We start from the raw sequence: 18,571 nt of genomic DNA on the forward strand, positions 1-18,571 counted from the left end.
GGTCGCGGCGGGGGCACGTCCCGCCTGCCCGGCGGGCGTCCCCTCACGGGAACAACGGCTGAGCTTCCGGAAAGTGCCGCGGCTGCCCGCGGGCGGGGCATCATCCGACATCCGGTTGATGGCTTCGCCATCTCCCATTTCGGCAATGCGGATGTCGGCGTCGCTCACGCGCCGCGCGGGCTTGTGATCCGCCGTCCGGACGATCACGTCCGGACGGCGGATCACTCGACCGCCCGCAGGCCCGGCCGGGGCGGATCCCCGGCCCCGTCGCGGGCGCGGCGAACGGTCGAGCGCGCGGCGTCGATCGCGATCGTGGCCGCCGTCATGGTGCGGACCTCCGTCGGGCGGCTGAGGGCGTAGCGGGCGATGTTGCCCGCGAGATCGTCGATCTCGGCCGCCATCCCGTCGAGGGCGGCCCGGTCGCTGCTGCGGCGCGCCTCCGAGCGGATCTGCAGCAGCCGGCGGGTCGCGACCTCGACCCGCTCGCGGCGCATGCGCATCAGTCGCTGGCGCAGCCACGCCCCGGCCGAACCGAGCCCGCCGCCGAGCAGCGCGACGAGGTAGATCCAGGTCTCGTAGCGCTCGATCAGGCTCTGCTGCTCGCGCTCGTAATAGTCGATGGCGCCCGGGTGGATCGGCAGGCGCGCGCTGGTCGCCTCCGCGTTGGTCTCGTAGCTGGGCGCCGCGACGGCGTTCGCGGCCGGCACCGTCTGGGCGAGCAGGCCGCGCAGCTCGAACAGGTGCTGGGTGACCTCCGCGGCGGCGGGTCGCGGCAGGCTGGCGCGGGCCATCAGCCGGTAGGAGGTGCCGACCGTCGCGAGGTCCTCCGCGGGCAGGCCCGGCGTGCCGGGGAAGAGGCCGGCCGGCACCGTGACGGCCTGCAGGCGCGGATCGCGCTCGGTGAGGGCCGCGCCGTCCTCGACCCCGATCAGCCGCGCCTTGCGGGCGCGCCCGGCCGCCTGGACGACGCGCAGGATGCGCTGGGCCGCCGCGGTCGTCGGGGTGGTGAGGAGGATCACCGCGTCGATGCGCTTCTCGGCCAGGAAGGCGGCGAGGTCCTGCTCCTGGACCGGCACCAGCCCGACGCTGCCCGGGGCCGGCATGCCGGGGGCCGGGTTCTCGACCGGGGCGAGGCCGGCATGCTCCAGCACCCGCCGGACCACGTCGCGGTCCGAGACCCGGTCGGCCAGGAGGCCGAGCCGCTTGCGGGCGAGGTCCGGGAGCGCCTTGATCGGGGAGGGCTCGGGCACCGCCACCATGACCGCCTGGCTGCGCAGCACCGCGAGGGTGAGGCCGTTGCCCGGCATCAGGATGTCGGGCCGCACCACCGCGAGGTCGGCCCGCCCCTCCTGCAGCGCCAGCGCGCTCTCCCGCACCCCGTCGAAGGGCAGGATAGTCAGCTGCAGGCCGCGGCGGTTCACGGCCAGCGCCTCGGCATAGGCGCGCAGCAGGGCCGGCTCGGTCCCGCCGCTCGGGGCGACCGCGACCGTCAGCACCGTCGCCCGGGTGAGCAGGCTCGCGAGGACGCCGCCGGCGGCGAGCAGCACCGCGACGATCAGGAAGAGCAGTTCCCGGCCGAAGCGAAGCCTGGGCATGGCACCTCGCCGATGGCCCCCTCGCGCGCCCTCAGGCGGCGGGGCGCTCCGCCGTGATCATGTAGTTCACCGCGGTGTCGCGGGCGGCCGACCAGCGTCCGCTCAGGGGATGGTAGACCACCCCGGTCGTGTCCGCGACCACGAGGCCACCGCTCTCCACCGCCCGGGCGAGCTCCTCGGGCGTGACGAACTTCTCCCAATCGTGGGTGCCGCGCGGCAGCCAGCCGAGCACGTACTCGGCGCCCACGATCGCCAGGGCGAAGGAGCGCATCGTGCGGTTGATGGTGGCGGCGAAGAACAGCCCCCCGGGGCGCACCGCCGCACAGGCCGTGCGCACGAAGGAGGCCATGTCGGCGACGTGCTCCACCACCTCCATCGCCACGACGAGGTCGAAGCGCTCGCCCGCCGCGACGACGGATTCGATGGTCTGGGGCCGGTAATCGACCGGCACGCCGGCCTCCTCGGCATGGGCCTTGGCCACCCGGATGTTGGTCGGCGCGGGGTCGAGCCCGGTGACGCGGGCGCCGAGCCGCGCCAGCGGCTCCGACAGCACGCCGCCGCCGCAGCCGATATCGACCAGGGTGAGGCCCGCCAGGGGCTCGGGGCCGAGCGGGTCGCGGCCGTGGTGCCGGCACGCCGCGTCGCGGATATAGGCGAGGCGCACCGGGTTGAAGCGGTGCAGCACCCGCATCGGCCCCGCCTCGTCCCACCACGTCGCGGCGATGCGCTCGAAGCGGGCGACTTCCCTGGCGTCGATCGAGGGTCCGGTCGGTGCGCTCATGCGCGGCAGGCTCCAGGCGGCATCCGCCTCGACCTAAGCATCATTCGCCGAAGGGGTCACCGGTTCGGCGGCGAAAAATGATGCGGGCACAAGCGACCAAGCAGAATGGCCCGATGCCGTTCTGCTCAGCGCATCGGGGGCCGCGCACCAACGGCGCCGCGCGGCCCCGGCCCGGCTCAGTGCCCGGACCGGCCCAGGAAGGCCGCGCGGGCCGCCACGGCCGTGTGGGTGAAGTCGGTGAACACCCCGTCGACCCCGAGCCGGTAGAAGGCGAGGTACTCCGCCGCCGGGTCGCCGCCGAAATCCGCCGCCAGGTACTTGGCCTCGTTGCGGAAGGTGAAGACGTGGACGAACAGGCCGGCCGCGTGCGCGTCCGCGATCAGGGAGGTCGGGGCGAGGAGCCGCGCCTGCGGCGTCGCGCCCTTGAAGGGCGTGCCGTCCGGGTTGCGCTCCGGCCAGGGCGCGATCCGCAGCGGCAGCACCTGCGGCTTCCAGGGGCCGATCCCGTCCGCGTAGGTGCGGATCTCGGCGAGGCCGGCCGGGCTCAGCATGGCGCCGAACCAGCGCGGGTCGCCCGCGAGGGTCCAGTCGTAGGGCCGGCCCTCCGTGATGCTCGCGTAGGTGACCGCGCCGGTGCGCAGGTCGACGCCGTCGCCGTCGATGAGCTGAACCACCCGGGCCTTCAGCCCATGCGCGGCCAAGTACTTCAGGCTGCTGGGCTCGAAGCTCTGCACGAAGAGCGGCGCCGTCTTGGCGTTGAGGCCGTTCGCCTCCACGATCCGCAGGAGCGCATCCTCGAGCGGGCGCTCGCCCGGGCAGCCGTTGGCCCGGGCCTGGGCGTTGTTCCAGGTCGGGTTCTTGGTCTCGGGATAGACCGCGATCGCGCGGCCGGTGCGGGCGCTCTCGGCCCTAGCGAGATCGATGATCTCCTGGAAGCTGAGGATCGGGAACTTGCCGTTCAGGGTCTTGGGGCGCTCGGTGCGGGCATCGTAGGTCGTGCCGCCGATCCAGGCCTTCAGTTCCGCCAGGGTGAAGTCGGTGATCGACCAATCCCCGGTATGGTCCTCCCCGTCGACCACGAGGGAGCGCAGCACCGAGGTCGGATCGGCCGGGTCGGTGAGGTCGGTGAGGTAGGTCTCCGGGCCGGAATCCGGCCGCGCCGGCCACGCCACCCTGACGAGGCGGCCGGGCACGGTGCGGCGGCGGCGCGCCACCTCCGGGTTGGTGCGGGCGACCTCGGCGATGTCGGTGTTGTCGCCGAGCCAGGGATTGTGCCGCGCGACGAGCACGCAATCCTTGGTGAGGTGCAGATCCTCCTCGAAGGCGTCCACTCCCAGATGGGCGGCGAGTTCGTAGGAGGGGGCGGTCTCCTCCGGCACCAGGCCCGGCAGGCCGCGATGGCCGATCACCAGGGGCGGGCGGCCGTCGAGGGTCGGGAGCTCGGCGGCCGAGGCCAGGCCGAGGCCGAGCGGAACCAGGAGGCCGGCGCCGCAGAGGCGCCGCAGGGCGGATCGAAGGGGTCGAAGCGGCATCGCGTGTCTCTCCCGCGGGGGCAGGCCGCATCTAAGCCGGCCCGGTGACGGGGGCGTGACCCGGCCGCCTTCGCGGTCCGCCGCCCTGCCGCTTTCGCGGCCCGCCGCATTGACAGGGTCTGCCCCCGCGTTTACCGGCCCCGGAATTCCGCCGCGGCCCCGCGCCGCCCGCCCCGGCAACCGTCCTTGGGTCCCATGCCCCGCCTGGTGATGAAGTTCGGCGGCACGTCCGTCGCCACGGTCGACCGCATCCGCAACGTCGCCCGCCACGTCGCCCGCGAGGTGCGGGCGGGCTACGAGGTGGCGGTCGTGGTCTCGGCGATGGCCGGCAAGACCAACGAGCTCGTGGCCTGGTGCAAGGACGCCTCGCCCCTCTACCCCCAGTCCGAGTACGACGCCGTCGTGGCCTCGGGCGAGCAGGTCACCTCGGGCCTCCTCGCCATCGTGCTCGCCCAGATGGGCATCCCGGCCCGCTCGTGGCAGGGCTGGCAGATCCCGATCGAGACCTCCGACCAGCACGGCTCGGCCCGGATCGCCCGGATCGACGGCGCCCGGCTCGATGCCGGCTTCCGGCATGGCGAGGTCGCGGTGATCGCCGGCTTCCAGGGCATCCATCCGGAGAGCGGTCGCCTGACCACCCTCGGCCGCGGCGGCTCGGACACCAGCGCGGTCGCGGTGGCGGCGGCGATCGGGGCCGAGCGCTGCGACATCTACACGGATGTGGACGGGGTCTACACCACCGATCCGCGGGTCGTGCCGAAGGCGCGGCGGCTCGAGCGCGTCGCCTTCGAGGAGATGCTGGAGATGGCCTCCCTGGGGGCCAAGGTGCTGCAGGTGCGCTCGGTCGAGCTGGCCATGGTGCACCGGGTGCCGACCACCGTCCGCTCCTCCTTCGACGACCCCGACGACGCCCGCCCCGGCACCCTCATCTGCGACGAGGACGACATCGTGGAACAGCAGATCATCACGGGCATCGCCTTCTCGAAGGACGAGGCCCAGATCACGCTCCGCCGGGTGAAGGACAAGCCCGGCATCGCGGCCGCCATCTTCGGCCCGCTCGCCGACGCCAACATCAACGTCGACATGATCATCCAGGTCGTGTCGGGCGACGGCGCGACCACCGACATGACCTTCACGGTGCCGGCGGGCGATTACGAGCGGGCGCGGGCGATCCTCGACGCGCAGGCCGGAACGATCGAGTTCGAGCGCATCGAGGGCGCCACCGACGTGGTGAAGATCTCGGCGATCGGCGTCGGCATGCGCAGCCACGCCGGCGTCGCCGCCAAGGCCTTCCGGGCGCTGGCCGACAAGGGCATCAACATCCGGGCGATCACCACCTCGGAGATCAAGTTCTCGGTGCTGATCGACGCCGCCTACACGGAGCTGGCGGTGCGCACCCTGCACGCGCTCTACGGCCTCGATCGCGCCTGACCCCTGCGACTTTCGCCCGAACCGGGCCGCCGCGGGGACGCGGCGCTTGCCCGGCGGGCGCGGGACTCGCTATACGGCCGTGACAGGGCCGGTCCGGCCGCACCGCTCGCGCCGGCGTCTTCCGGTTGCACTGCACCGGGCCAGGCCCGCTCAAGGGGTGGAAGTCGAGACGATGCCCGCTGCGCCTGGAGGCCCGCGCCTGCTTCTGCGCCGCCTCCGTGAAGCCATGGCGGAGCCGGTCAGCGCCCAGGCGCGCCTCGACCGCATCGTCGTGATCATCGCCGCCAACATGGTGGCCGAGGTCTGCTCGGTCTACGTGCTGCGCGACGACGGCATGCTGGAGCTCTTCGCCACCGAGGGCCTCAACCGCGAGGCGGTCCACCTCACCAAGATGCGGGCCGGCGAGGGCCTGGTCGGCCTGATCGCCGCCACGGCCGAGCCGCTCTCGCTCTCGGACGCCCAGTCGCACCCGGCCTTCTCGTACCGGCCCGAGACCGGCGAGGAGATCTACCACGCCTTCCTGGGCGTGCCGCTCCTGCGCGCCGGCAACACGATGGGCGTGCTGGTGGTCCAGAACCGGACCTACCGGGTCTATTCCGAGGAGGAGATCGAGGCCCTCCAGACCACCGCGATGGTGCTCGCCGAGATGCTCGCCTCCGGGGAGCTGCAGGCCCTCTCGCCAGGCACGGTCAGCGCCTCGCGCCGGGCGCTGAGCCAGTCCGGCGTCGCGCTGGCGGACGGCGTCGGGCTCGGCCACGTGGTCCTGCACGAGCCGCGCATCGTGGTGAAGAACCTGATCGCCGAGAACGTCGAGCGCGAGGTCGCCCGCCTCGACGCGGCGATCGCCGAGGTGCGCTCGGCCATCGACGACCTCGTCGAGCGCGGGGACGTGGCCGGGGCGGGCGAGCACCGCGAGGTGCTGGAGACGGTCCGGATGTTCGCCCACGACCAGGGCTGGCTGCGGCGCATGCGCGAGGCGGTGCTCTCGGGCCTCACCGCCGAGGCGGCGGTGGAGCGGGTCCAGTCCGACAACCGCGCCCGCATGCTGCGCCAGAGCGACCCCTACCTGCGCGAGCGCCTGCACGACCTCGACGACCTTGCCAACCGGCTGCTGCGCCAGCTCGTCGGCAGCCAGGGCACCGCCCAGGGCTCGCTGCCCGAGAACGCGATCCTGGTCGCCCGCTCCATGGGCCCGGCCGCCCTGCTCGACTACGACCGGGCGCGGCTGCGCGGCGTGGTCCTGGAGGAGGGCGGGCCGACCAGCCACATCGCCATCGTGGCGCGCGCGCTCGGCATCCCGGCGGTGGGCGAGGTCGCCAACGCCACCGCGCTCGTCGAGGCGGGCGACGCGATCATCGTCGATGGCGGCGCGGGCGAGGTGCAGATCCGCCCCGGCCCGGAGGTGGAGGCGGCCTACGGGGAGAAGGCGCGGCTGCGCGCCCGCCGCCAGGAGCAGTACCGCGCCCTGCGCGACCTGCCCTCGGTGACCCGCGACGGCGTCGAGGTCGCCCTGCAGCTCAATGCCGGCCTCCTGGTCGACATGTCGCATCTGCAGGAGACCGGGGCGCAGGGCGTCGGGCTGTTCCGCACCGAGCTGCAATTCATGGTGGCCGAGCGCATGCCCTCGGCGGCCGAGCAGCAGAGCCTCTACGAGGCGGTCTACGCCGCGGCGGGCGACCTGCCGGTCACCATCCGCACCCTCGACATCGGCGGCGACAAGATCCTGCCCTACATGAAGGGGCCCGAGGAGGAGAACCCGGCGCTGGGCTGGCGGGCAATCCGCATCGGCCTCGACCGGCCCGGCCTGCTGCGCATGCAGCTGCGCGCCCTGCTCAAGGCGGCGGGCGGGCGGCCCCTCAAGATCATGTTCCCGATGGTCGCGACGGTGGACGAGTTCGTGCGCGCCAAGGCGATCGTCGAGCGCGAGAAGGCCCACCTCTCCCGCCACGGCCACGCGCTCCCCTCCGAGTGCCGGCTCGGCGTCATGGTCGAGGTGCCCTCGCTCCTGTTCCAGATGGACGAGATCGCGGCCGCCGCCGACTTCCTCTCGGTGGGCTCGAACGACCTGATGCAGTTCCTGTTCGCGGTGGACCGCGAGAACCGGCAGGTCGCCAACCGCTTCGACCCGCTCTGCGCGGCGGCCCTGCGCGCCTTCGGGCTCATCGCCGAGCGGGCGGACGCGGCCGGGACTCCGGTCACGGTCTGCGGCGAGATCGGCGGCCGCCCCCTGGAGGCGCTGGCGCTGATCGGCCTCGGCTACCGGGCGCTCTCGATGTCGCCGGCCTCGATCGGGCCCGTGAAGGCGATGGTGCTGAACGTCAACGCGGCCGAGGTCGGCGCCTTCCTGCGGGCGGAGATCGCCCGCACCGGCAACGGCACCTCCCTGCGGCCGGCCCTCGCCGCCTACGCGGAGGCGCATGGCATCCCGGTCTGAGGCCCGGCGCTCCGCGGAAAGTGCAAGGCTCCTCCCCCCCTGCGCCGCCTCGTCAGCCGGCGCAGACCTGCTATACGCCTGCGGTCCGCGCTTCGGCGCAAGCGGCCGCTGCCGGCTGAATCCGGCCCGGATCGAGCCCATATCCCCGGCGATGATTGCGATACCTTCCGACAGACTGGACGCCATCCTGGCGCGGCACGACATCGTCACGGCGACGCTGAGCGCCGGCGAGGCCGATTCCGAGAGCTTCGTCCAGCTCTCGCGCGAGCTCTCGGACCTCGACGACGTCGTGGCGGCGATCCGCGCCTACCGCGCCGCCGAGGCCGAGCTGCGCGGCGTCGAGGCCATGCTGCAGGAGGGCGACCCCGAGATGCGGGCGCTCGCCGCCGAGGAGAAGCCGGAGGTCGAGGCGGCCCGCGACGCCGCCGCCAAGGCGCTGCAGATCATGCTGCTGCCCAAGGACGCCGCCGACGAGAAGAGCGCGATCCTGGAGATCCGGGCCGGCACCGGCGGCGACGAGGCCGCGCTGTTCGCGGGCGACCTGCTGCGCATGTACGCCCGCTACGCCGACCTCAAGGGCTGGAAGATCGAGGTCGTGTCCGAGAGCCCGGGCACGATGGGCGGCTACCGCGAGGTGGTCGCCGAGGTGAAGGGCCGGGGCGTGTTCGCGCGGCTGAAATTCGAGAGCGGCGCCCACCGGGTGCAGCGCGTGCCCGAGACCGAGACGCAGGGGCGCATCCACACCTCCGCGGCCACCGTGGCGGTGCTGCCCGAGGCCGAGGAGGTGGACATCCACGTCAACGAGGCCGACCTCAAGATCGACACGATGCGGGCCCAGGGCGCGGGCGGCCAGCACGTCAACAAGACCGAATCGGCCATCCGCATCACCCACATCCCGAGCGGCATCGTGGTCTTCGTCCAGGAGGAGCGCTCCCAGCACAAGAACCGCGCCCGCGCGATGGCGGTGCTGCGCGCGCGGCTCTACGAGCAGGAGCGGAGCCAGAAGGACGCGGCCCGCGCCGCCGACCGCCGGGCCCAGGTCGGCAGCGGCGACCGCTCCGAGCGCATCCGCACCTACAATTTCCCGCAGGGGCGGGTCACGGATCACCGCATCAACCTGACCCTCTACAAGCTGGAGGAGGTGCTGGCCGGGACCGCCCTCGACGAACTCGTCGACGCCCTGGTGACCGAGCACCAGGCCGCGCTCCTCGCCGCGGAGGGGCTCGGGTGAGCGAGCCGGTGCCGGGCGGCCTCGGCCTCTCCGCCGCGCTCGGTCGGGCGAGCGCCTACCTCGCCGGGTGCGGGATCGCGACCGCCGCCCTCGACGCGCGCCTGATCCTGACCGAGACCCTGGGCGTGAGCCGGGTCGACCTCCTCCTGGGCGCGGATGGGCCCCTCGACGAGGCGCAGGCGCGCAGCCTGTCGGCGGCCCTGCGGCGGCGGGCCTCGGGCGAGCCGGTGGCCCGGATCCTCGGCGCCTGGGAATTCTGGGGCCTGCCCTTCCGCCTCTCCCCGGACACCCTGGTGCCGCGGCCGGACACCGAGACCCTGGTCGAGGCGGCCCTGGACCTCGGCCATCCCCGAGACGCGGCCCTGCGCCTCCTCGACCTCGGCACCGGCTCGGGCTGCCTCCTCGTGGCGCTCCTCAGCGAGTGGCCGCGCGCGGAGGGCGTCGGAATCGACCTCTCCCTCGAAGCCCTCCGCACCGCGCGGGCCAACGCCGCCCGGAACGGCGTCGGGGCCCGCGCGGCCTGGCTGCGGGGCGACTGGGCCGCCGCCCTGGCCGGCCGATTCGACGTCGCGGTCGCGAATCCGCCCTACATCGCCGCGAACCTCATCCCGGGCCTCGCCCCCGAGGTGCGCGACCACGATCCCCGCCTCGCCCTCGACGGCGGCGCCGATGGACTTGACTGCTACCGCGTCATTCTCGCGCAGGCGGCGGACTTCCTGGCCCCGGGGGGACATCTGGTCGTGGAGATCGGCTACGATCAGGAGGAGGCGCTGCGTCACTTGGCGGAGGCTGCGGGATTGCGGGTCGTGGTCGTCCGGCGCGACCTCGCCGGCCATCCGCGGGCCGCATTGCTGGCCCGCGAACCGGATTCCTCTGGTTCCTGATGCCGTTGCCTCTGATTTCGCTTGGCTCCTGCGGCCGAACCCGCTAACGTCCTCGCGCAGATCGCGAATGGTCCGGTAAGCCAGCCTGGCAAAGGTGAGACCTCTTCTCCAGGCGCGGACCTTGGACGATCTTCCCCACCGGACAGACCAAGGGGCACGAAGCGGTCCGGTTCGGTGGTCCGTATCTGACAATCGCTGGGCGACCCAAACCTGCGTGAGCCCGCGGATGTGCAGTGAACGACGGACATCGTCGCGGGATCGCGGACGGGCTCCTGGCCTGGCCGGATCACCGCAGACGGACCGATCGCTCAGTCGAGTCCCCTTGAGTTGTCGTCGAACGAGGGTCAGTCGAGACCGATGAGACCAAACCAGAACCGGCGTATGCGTGGCCGCAACCGCAACAAAGGCCCGAATCCGCTCACCCGGGCCTACGAATCCAACGGTCCCGACGTCAAGATCCGCGGCACGGCCCAGCACATCGCCGAGAAGTACGCCCAGCTCGCGCGCGACGCGCAGGCCAACGGCGATCCGGTGATGGCGGAGAACTACTTCCAGCACGGCGAGCATTACCACCGCATCATCGCCGCCGCGAACGAGCAGTACCGGCAGCAATTCGGCGGCTTCCGCCAGCCCTTCGACGAGGACGACGAGGGCGACGACGACTCGCCCCAGGCGAACGGCTACCCGGCCGGTCCCGAGATGCGCGGGCCGAACGGCTACGCCCAGAACGGCTACGGCCACGCCGACGAGTACGTCGATCCCGGCCAGCAGCCGCAGCCCTACGAGGCCCGCGACGACCGCGCCGGGCGCTTCGACCGGCAGCCGGATCGCCGCGACCGCTTCCAGAACCGCGAGCGGCCGCAGCGCCAGGACCGTCCGGAACGCTACGAGCGCCAGGACCGGCCCGAGCGCCAGGACCGGCCGGAGCGCCAGGACCGGCCCGAGCGCCAGGACCGGCCGGAGCGCCAGGACCGGCAGGACCGGCCCGACAGGCAGGGCGAGCCGCGCCAGGAATTCCGCGGCGAGCCGCGCCAGGACGGTTACCGCGACGGGCCCCGGCAGGGCGACGCGCCCCGGCCGGAGGGCGGACGCCGCGAGCGGCCGGAGCGCCCGCGGCGCGAGGAGATGCGCCAGGATCCGCGTCAGGATCCGCCGGCGGCCGAGGAGACCGGGCTTCCGGCCTTCCTGACCAACCCGGTCCGCCCGGCCCCGGCGCCCGCCCCGGTCGCGGCGGCGCCGGGCGACGAGGCACCGCAGGCGCCCGCCTCGGAAGCCGGCGACGCCCCCGCCCGCCCGCGCCGCCGCCGCCGCACCCGCTACGAGGGGGCGCCGCAGGACGGGGCCGAGGGCGGCACGGACCTGTTCCCGCCCAAGGCCCAGGCCGACGCGCCGTCGGAGTGAGGAGCGGGACCGCCGCGTGAGCCGGGAGGGGCACCCCTCCCGGCCGGCACCCGCGGGCGCCGGCGCGGCCCTCCCCGCCGCGGCGGGGATGCCGGGACAGCCGCGCGGCACCGCGGGGCCCGGCCCGGAATGCGGGCGCATGAGGACGGTATCCGTGTCACAGACCTACGACGTGATCGTGCTCGGGATCGGCGGCATGGGATCGGCCGCCTGCTGGCAGCTCGCCCGGCGCGGCCAGCGCGTGCTCGGCCTCGAGCGCTTCGACATCCCCCACGCCATGGGCTCCTCCCACGGCGCCAACCGCATCATCCGCCTCGCCTATTTCGAGGACCCGGCCTACGTGCCGCTGCTGCGGCGCGCCTACGCCAATTGGCGCGAGGCCGAATCGCGCTTCGGCGAGCGGCTGCTCTTCGTCACCGGCTCGGTGGATGCCGGGCCGGAGGACAGCCGGATCGTCGCCGGCGCCGTGGAGGCCTGCCGGATCCACGACCTGCCCCACGAGCTCCTTTCCGCCCGCGACCTCAACGCCCGCTTCCCGGGCTACGCGCTGCCGGCCGGCCACCTCGCCCTGCTGCAGCCGGAGGGCGGCTTCGTCGCCTCGGAGCGCGCCATCGTCGCCCACGTCGCTCTGGCGCAGGCCGAGGGCGCCGAGATCCGCGCCCGGGAGCCGGCCCTGTCCTGGGAACCCGTCGCGGGCGGCGTGCGCGTCCGCACGGCGCGCGGCACCTACGAGGCCGGGCGCCTCGTCCTGACGGCGGGCGCCTGGATGCAGGACCTCGTGCCGGCCCTCGCCGGCCGCGCGGTGCCCGAGCGGCAGGTGCTCGGCTGGTTCCAGCCCGCCATGCCGGACGCCTTCGCGCTCGGCCGCTTCCCGGTCTTCAACGCCCTCTTCGACGAGGGCCACTTCTACGGCTTCCCGGTCTGGGGCCTGCCGGGCTTCAAGATCGGCCTCTACCACCACCTGCGCGAGACCGGCCCCGCCGACGCGATCGACCGCGAGGTCCATCCCCGGGACGAGGCGGTGCTGCGGGAGGCGGTGCGGCGCTACTTCCCGCACGCGGACGGGCCCACCATGGCCCTGCGCTCCTGCCTCTTCACGAACACGCCCGACGAGCACTTCGTCATCGACACCCTGCCCGACTGTCCCCAGGTCGTGGTCGCCTCGCCCTGCTCGGGCCACGGCTACAAGTTCTGCAGCGTGGTCGGCGAGATCCTGGCCGACCTCGCCACGACCGGGCGCACGGGCTTCGACATCTCCCTCTTCGGCCTCGGCCGCCTCGCCTGACCCGGCCGCGCGCGGCAGGATGGCGGGACCCGCGCCGCGCGGGCCCCCGGGGAGGACGGGATGCTGACGCTGCGACAGATCGAGGTCGCCCGGGCCATCATGGTCTCCGGGACGATCGCCGGGGCGGCCCGGCTCCTCAACGTCTCGGCGCCCGGCATCAGCCGCCTGATGAAGTACACCGAGGCCGCGCTCGGCATGCGGCTGTTCGACCGCCAGGGCGGCCGCCTCGTCCCCTCGCAGCAGGCGCGCGCCGTCTTCGACCAGATCAACGCCGTCTACGACAGGGTCGAGGATCTCCGCTACGTCGTGGCCCGCACGCAGAGCGGCAGCGGCCAGGAGCTGCTGATCGGCTCGGTGCCGTCCATCTGCCACGTCATGGTGCCCCGCGCGGTGGAGCGCCTGCGCGCCAAGCACCCGCAGCTGCTCATCGACATCAACATCCTCAAGCTCGAGGAGGCGATCGACTACCTGCTGCTCGGCAAGGGGGAGGTGGTGGCGATGAGCTACCGGCTCGACCATCCGGGCCTCGCCTTCGAGCCCCTCGCCCGCGGCAGCCTGCTCTGCATCGTGCCCGAATCCCATCCCCTCGCCGGGCGCGACGCGATCGAGGCGCGGGAGATCGTCCGCTACCCGCTGATCGGGATCGACCCCAACGACCCCTACGGGCGCGTCATGGCCGACATCTTCCGGGAGCGGCGCCTCGCCTACGAGATCACCATCCGGGCGCGCTTCGGCACCACGGTCTGCGCCCTGGTCCGGGCCGGCCTCGGCATCGCGGTGATCGACCAGTTCACCATCGCGGAGGGCGCCTTCCCGGGCATCCGGGTCCTGCGCATCGCCGAGGCCCCGACCTTCCAGACCTGGACCGCCACCAAGGCCGGCAGCAGCCCGAGCCTGTTCGCCTCGAACTTCGTGAGCCTCCTGCGCCAGGAGATGACGCGCGAGGCGGAAGGGGCCGCCGGGCCCGGCGGACCGTAACATGATGTTACGATCGTCGCCCAACTTGGTATTTTGGATAGCCGGCTCGTCTGCAGTATGTCTCGCCGCAGGGAGGCCCGGTCCGGCCGGGCAAATTCAGACCTGAAGAGGCATAGCAGGTCATGGCAAAATCACAGCAGAACCGTGCCCTCCTCGGCCTGATCGGCGCGCCGATCAAGCATTCGGCCTCGCCGGCCATGCACGAGGCGGCCGCCGAGGCGCTCGGGATGCGGGCGCATTACCAGCTCATCGAGATCGCCGGGGCGGATGCGGGGCTGCTGCGCAGCCTGCTCGACGGCGTGCGCCACCTCGGCTTTGCGGGCGTCAACGTCACCTTCCCGTACAAGGAGGCGGTGCTTCCCCTGCTCGACGACCTCTCGCCGGGGGCCCGCGCGGTGGGCGCGGTCAACACCGTGGTGGTCGAGGGCGGGCGCCTGATCGGCCACAACACCGACGCGAGCGGGTTCGGCCGCGCCCTCGTCCAGACCTTCGGTCCGGCCCCGGCCGGCCCGGTGGCGCTGATCGGGGCGGGGGGCGTCGGCAAGGCGATCGCGGTGGCGCTGAGCGACGTCCCCGGCACGGAGATCCGCCTCGTCGACACCGACCCGGCCAAGGCCCGGGCGCTTGCGGCCTCCCTGGACGGGCGGGCCGAGATCCGGGTCTGCGCGGGTGCCGAGGAGGCGCTGGCGGGCGCGCGCGGCCTCGTCAACGGGACGCCGATCGGCATGCTGCCGAACCGCGACGCGCCGGTGCCCCTCCACCTGCTGCGGCCGGACCTGTGGGTGGCCGACGCGGTCTACTCGCCGCTCTGGACGCCGCTCCTCACCGCGGCCCGCGCGCTCGGCGCCCCGACCATGACCGGCCGCGCCCTCGCGATCCACCAGGCCCTCGACGCGTTCCGGCTGTTCACCGGCCGCGAGGCGCCGCAGGCCGCGATGGAGCGGGCCTTCGACGCGATCATCGCGGCCCGCGCCGCCTGAGCCGCGGCCAAGTCGCGCCGTGGTGAAGTCCCGCCGCGGGCGGGACCGGCGCTCTTTCGGTGAAGGCCGCCGCTCCGACGCGGCGTCCGCCTTCGCCCACCAACAATAACCAAACCCGCACCACTACACCTGGAGGAAACCGAGATGGCCACCACGCTCGACCGGGCGTCGCATACCCGCCAGCAATCCAAGAAGGCCGCGGCGAGCGGCTGGATCGGATCCGCGCTCGAATACTACGACTTCTTCATCTACGCGACGGCGGCATCGCTGATCTTCCCGCAGATCTTCTTTCCCGCCGGCAACCCGACGGTGGCGATCGTGGCCTCGCTCGCCACCTACGGCGTCGGCTACGTCAGCCGGCCGATCGGCGCCTTCGTGCTCGGCCACTGGGGCGACACCCACGGGCGCAAGAACGTGCTGATCCTGTGCATGTTCCTGATGGGCCTCTCCACCATCGCGGTCGGCCTGCTGCCGACCTACGAGCAGGTCGGGATCCTGGCGCCGGTGCTGCTGGTGATCCTGCGGCTCATCCAGGGCTTCGCGGTGGCCGGGGAGATCTCGGGGGCGAGCTCGATGATCCTCGAACACGCGCCCTTCGGCCGCCGCGGCTTCTTCGCGAGCTTCACGCTCCAGGGCGTGCAGGCGGGGCAGATCCTGGCCGCGGCCGTGTTCCTGCCGCTGGCCCACTTCATGCCGGCGGAGGCGTTCAATGCCTGGGGTTGGCGGATCCCGTTCCTGCTCAGCGTCGTGGTGATCGTGGCGGGCTTCGTCATCCGCCGCGAGGTCGAGGAGACCCCCGCCTTCGCCAAGGAGGGCGCGCGGGGCGAGATCCCGCACTCGCCGGTGATCGAGGCCTTCCGCTCCAGCTCGGCCGACATGGCACGGGTCGTCTGCATGGCGCTGATGAACGTGATCCCGGTCGTGGCGACGATCTTCGGCGCGGCCTACGCGGTCCAGCCGGCCTACGGGATCGGCTTCGAGAAGGACATCTATCTCTGGATCCCGGTCCTCGGCAACATCGTGGCGGTGGCGGTGATCCCCTTCGTCGGCAACCTGTCGGACCGGATCGGGCGGCGCCCGCCGATCATCGTGGGCGCCCTCGCCTCGGGCCTGCTGTCCTTCGGCTATCTCTACGCCATCAGCATCCACAACGTGCCGCTCGCGATCCTGATGTCCCTGCTGATGTGGGGCGTCGTCTACCAGGGCTACAACGCGGTCTATCCGAGCTTCTACCCGGAGCTCTTCCCGACCCGGACCCGCGTCTCGGCGATGGCGATCTCCCAGAACGTCGGCACGGCGATCACCGCGATGCTGCCGGCCCTGTTCACCGCGGTGGCGCCGCCCGGCGCGGCCAACATCCCGCTCACCATCGGGGCGCTCGCCTTCGGCATCACGGTGATCGCGGCGGCGGCGGCCTACAGCGCCCGCGAGACCTACCGCATTCCGATGAAGGACCTCGGCGAGCCGGGCGCGCAGCCCCTCGGCAAGCAGGATTACGAGCGCCTGCGGGCGCAGGAACTCTCGGGCGGCCGCCTCGCGGGCGCCTGATCCGACGGGCGGGCGCGGGGCAAGGCTCCGCGCCCGCCCGGTGCCGGGCTCCGGAAGCCCCACCTGCCAACGGGAGACCCCGCATGAAGCTCGCGATCGCGACCGTTTGCCTGAGCGGCACCCTCGGCGAGAAGCTGGAGGCCATCGCCGCGGCCGGCTTCTCGGAGGTCGAGATCTTCGAGAACGACCTCCTCTCCTTCAGCGGCACGCCCCGGGACCTGCGCCGCCGGGCGGAGGATCTCGGCCTCGCCGTCGCCGTCTACCAGCCCTTCCGCGACTTCGAGGGGATGCCGGCGCCGCAGCGCGCCAAGGCCTTCGCCCGGGCCGAGCGCAAGTTCGACACGATGCAGGAGCTCGGCTGCGACCTCCTGATGGTGTGCTCCAACGTCTCGCCCGACAGCCTGGGCGGGCTCGACCGGGCGGCGGAGGATTTTCGCGAACTCGGCGAGCGCGCGGCCCGGCGCGGCATGCGGGTCGGCTACGAGGCCCTGGCCTGGGGCCGGCACGTCAGCGATTACCGCGACGCCTGGGAGATCGTGCGCCGGGCCGATCATCCGGCCGTCGGCTTCGTCCTCGACAGCTTCCACGTGCTCGCCCGGGGCACCGATCTCGGGGCGATCCGCTCCATCCCGCGGGAGAAGATCGTCCTGGTGCAGATGGCCGACGCGCCCCGCCTCGCCATGGATCACCTCTCCTGGAGCCGCCACTACCGCTGCTTCCCGGGCCAGGGCGACCTGCCGATCCCGGCCTTCGTGGACGCGCTCGGGGCGACGGGCTTCGACGGGATCCTGTCGCTGGAGATCTTCAGCGACCGCTTCCGGGCGGGCTCGGCCCGCGGCGTCGCCCTCGACGGGCGCCGCTCGCTCCTCGTCATGCTCGACGACCTGCGCCGCCGGGCGGGCGCGCCGGAGGATCCCGCCGGGCGGGGGCCGGCCCCTCTCCTGCCCGCCCTGCCGCCGCGGGCCGCCTGCGAGGGGATCGAGTTCATCGAGTTCGCCATGGACGAGGAGGAGGCGCGGGCATTCGAATCGGTCCTGTCCGGCCTCGGCTTCGCCCGGACCGCCCGCCACCGCTCCAAGGCCGTGACCCGCTGGAGCCAGGGCGCGATCAACCTCGTGGTCAATACCGAGAAGGAGGGCTTCGCCCATTCCTTCCAGGTCACGCACGGCGCCTCGGTCTGCGCGGTCGCGCTGCGGGTCGACGATGCGGGCGCGGCTCTGGAGCGGGCGCGCGCCCTCCTCGACGAGCCGTTCCGGCAGGCGGTGGCGCCGGGCGAACTCGACATCCCGGCCGTCCGCGGCGTCGGCGGCAGCCTGCTCTACCTCGTCGATCGCCGCAGCGGCCTCGACCGCCTCTGGGACGTGGATTTCGAGCCCCTCGCTCCGGAGCCGGTCCGCGGCGCCGGGCTCGTCGCCGTCGATCACCTCGCCCAGAGCATGCGCCACGAGGAGATGCTGACCTGGCTCCTGTTCTACACCGGGCTGTTCGACCTCGCGAAGCTGCCCGTGCAGGACGTGGTCGATCCGGGCGGCGTGGTCGAGAGCCAGGCCGTCGAGGCCCCGGGCGCGGCCCTGCGCCTCGTCCTCAACGCCTCGCAGAGCAGCCGCACCCTCTCCTCGCGCTTCCTGTCGGAGGCGCTCGGCGGCGGGGTGCAGCACGTGGCGCTCGCCACCGACGACATCGTCGCCACCGTCGCGTCCCTGCGCGCCGCCGGGGTCGCGCTCCTGCCGATTCCGGAGAACTACTACGACGACCTGGAGGCCCGCACCGACCTGCCGCCCGAGACCCTGGCGCGGCTGCGCGACGGGAACATCCTGTACGACCGCGAGGGCGGGGCCGAGTTCTTCCAGGTCTACACCCGCGGCCTCCTCGGCGGCGGCTTCGCCTTCGAGATCGTCGAGCGGCGCGGCTATCGCGGCTACGGCGCCGCGAATGCCCCGATCCGGCTTGCGGCCCAGACCCGCCTGGCCCCACATCCGGCCCTCCCCACCCGGTAAGGCACGACCCCGTCATGCGCTCGATCCACGTCCTCAACGGCCCCAACCTGAACCTGCTCGGCACCCGCGAGCCGGGGATCTACGGGGCGCTGACCCTCGCCGACATCGAGGCGCGCCTGCGCGCGCGGGCCGCCGACAGGGTGGCGCTCACCTTCCGCCAGTCGAACCACGAGGGTGACCTCGTCACCTGGGTGCAGGAGGCGGGCGCCGCGGGGGCCGGGGTGATCCTCAATGCCGGTGCCTACACCCACACCTCGGTCGCCCTGCGCGACGCGATCGCGGGCGCCAAGGCGCAGGTGATCGAGGTCCACCTCTCGAACGTGCACGCCCGCGAGAGCTTCCGTCACCACTCCTACATCGCCCCCGTCGCGCGCGGCGTGATCGCGGGATTCGGCCCGCTCTCCTACGACCTCGCCCTCGACGCCCTGCTCGCCGGCTGACGGCGCATCCTCCCGTTGCAGTGTTTGCAGGTCTGCGCCCCGGCGGGGCGTGGC

The 18,571-nt window shown here is 73.2% G+C and carries 14 protein-coding genes; 11 read left to right on the top strand and 3 right to left on the bottom strand.

The features are described 5' to 3' along the window. Nucleotides 1–221: 221 nt before the first annotated feature. The 3 genes from M446_RS22790 to M446_RS22800 all read right to left on the bottom strand — a co-directional run bounded on the left by M446_RS22790 (nucleotide 222) and on the right by M446_RS22800 (nucleotide 3,908). Complete coding sequence (locus tag M446_RS22790; protein WP_012334460.1) at nucleotides 222–1,595, bottom strand: TAXI family TRAP transporter solute-binding subunit; 1,374 nt, start codon at nucleotides 1,593–1,595, stop codon at nucleotides 222–224. Nucleotides 1,596–1,626: 31 nt separating this feature from the next. Continuing rightward, nucleotides 1,627–2,376 carry a bifunctional 2-polyprenyl-6-hydroxyphenol methylase/3-demethylubiquinol 3-O-methyltransferase UbiG gene (gene ubiG / locus M446_RS22795; protein ID WP_012334461.1) on the bottom strand — a complete coding sequence of 250 codons (750 nt, stop codon included), beginning with the start codon at nucleotides 2,374–2,376 and terminating at the stop codon, nucleotides 1,627–1,629. A gap of 176 nt (nucleotides 2,377–2,552) precedes the next feature. Continuing rightward, the gene (locus tag M446_RS22800; protein WP_012334462.1) at nucleotides 2,553–3,908 is read right to left on the bottom strand and encodes a glycerophosphodiester phosphodiesterase family protein; all 1,356 of its coding nucleotides are present in this window, start codon (nucleotides 3,906–3,908) and stop codon (nucleotides 2,553–2,555) included. Between the two features lie 195 nt (nucleotides 3,909–4,103). Here M446_RS22800 and M446_RS22805 point away from each other — a divergent pair, with 195 nt between their 5' ends. The 11 genes from M446_RS22805 to aroQ all read left to right on the top strand — a co-directional run bounded on the left by M446_RS22805 (nucleotide 4,104) and on the right by aroQ (nucleotide 18,517). Continuing rightward, complete coding sequence (locus M446_RS22805; protein ID WP_012334463.1) at nucleotides 4,104–5,339, top strand: aspartate kinase; 1,236 nt, start codon at nucleotides 4,104–4,106, stop codon at nucleotides 5,337–5,339. A gap of 172 nt (nucleotides 5,340–5,511) precedes the next feature. Then, a complete protein-coding gene (ptsP, locus tag M446_RS22810) occupies nucleotides 5,512–7,773 on the top strand; it encodes a phosphoenolpyruvate--protein phosphotransferase (RefSeq protein ID WP_026190438.1) in 2,262 nt (753 codons plus the stop codon). Nucleotides 7,774–7,924: 151 nt separating this feature from the next. Next, nucleotides 7,925–9,004 (top strand): peptide chain release factor 1, encoded by a 1,080-nt coding sequence (gene prfA, locus M446_RS22815; protein ID WP_012334465.1) that lies wholly within the window; start codon nucleotides 7,925–7,927, stop codon nucleotides 9,002–9,004. After that, the gene (prmC, locus tag M446_RS22820) at nucleotides 9,001–9,888 is read left to right on the top strand and encodes a peptide chain release factor N(5)-glutamine methyltransferase (protein WP_012334466.1); all 888 of its coding nucleotides are present in this window, start codon (nucleotides 9,001–9,003) and stop codon (nucleotides 9,886–9,888) included. Before prfA ends, prmC begins: the two co-directional genes overlap by 4 nt. A gap of 381 nt (nucleotides 9,889–10,269) precedes the next feature. Then, nucleotides 10,270–11,289, top strand: coding sequence for a DUF4167 domain-containing protein (locus tag M446_RS22825; protein ID WP_018259579.1), 1,020 nt, complete (start codon nucleotides 10,270–10,272; stop codon nucleotides 11,287–11,289). A 154-nt stretch (nucleotides 11,290–11,443) separates the two neighbouring features. Further along, complete coding sequence (gene solA / locus M446_RS22830; RefSeq protein ID WP_012334468.1) at nucleotides 11,444–12,574, top strand: N-methyl-L-tryptophan oxidase; 1,131 nt, start codon at nucleotides 11,444–11,446, stop codon at nucleotides 12,572–12,574. A 60-nt stretch (nucleotides 12,575–12,634) separates the two neighbouring features. Next, entirely contained in the window at nucleotides 12,635–13,552 is a 918-nt protein-coding gene (locus tag M446_RS22835) for a LysR family transcriptional regulator (protein WP_012334469.1), read from the top strand. A gap of 122 nt (nucleotides 13,553–13,674) precedes the next feature. Continuing rightward, nucleotides 13,675–14,532: a shikimate dehydrogenase gene (locus tag M446_RS22840; protein WP_012334470.1), complete on the top strand. Its 858-nt coding sequence runs from the start codon at nucleotides 13,675–13,677 to the stop codon at nucleotides 14,530–14,532. 144 nt (nucleotides 14,533–14,676) lie between these two features. Continuing rightward, entirely contained in the window at nucleotides 14,677–16,080 is a 1,404-nt protein-coding gene (locus tag M446_RS22845; RefSeq protein WP_012334471.1) for an MFS transporter, read from the top strand. An 83-nt stretch (nucleotides 16,081–16,163) separates the two neighbouring features. Further along, a complete protein-coding gene (locus M446_RS22850; protein ID WP_012334472.1) occupies nucleotides 16,164–18,077 on the top strand; it encodes a bifunctional sugar phosphate isomerase/epimerase/4-hydroxyphenylpyruvate dioxygenase family protein in 1,914 nt (637 codons plus the stop codon). 14 nt (nucleotides 18,078–18,091) lie between these two features. Then, the gene (aroQ, locus tag M446_RS22855) at nucleotides 18,092–18,517 is read left to right on the top strand and encodes a type II 3-dehydroquinate dehydratase (protein ID WP_012334473.1); all 426 of its coding nucleotides are present in this window, start codon (nucleotides 18,092–18,094) and stop codon (nucleotides 18,515–18,517) included. Nucleotides 18,518–18,571 lie beyond the last annotated feature (54 nt).

The organism is Methylobacterium sp. 4-46, assembly GCF_000019365.1.
Lineage (GTDB): Bacteria > Pseudomonadota > Alphaproteobacteria > Rhizobiales > Beijerinckiaceae > Methylobacterium.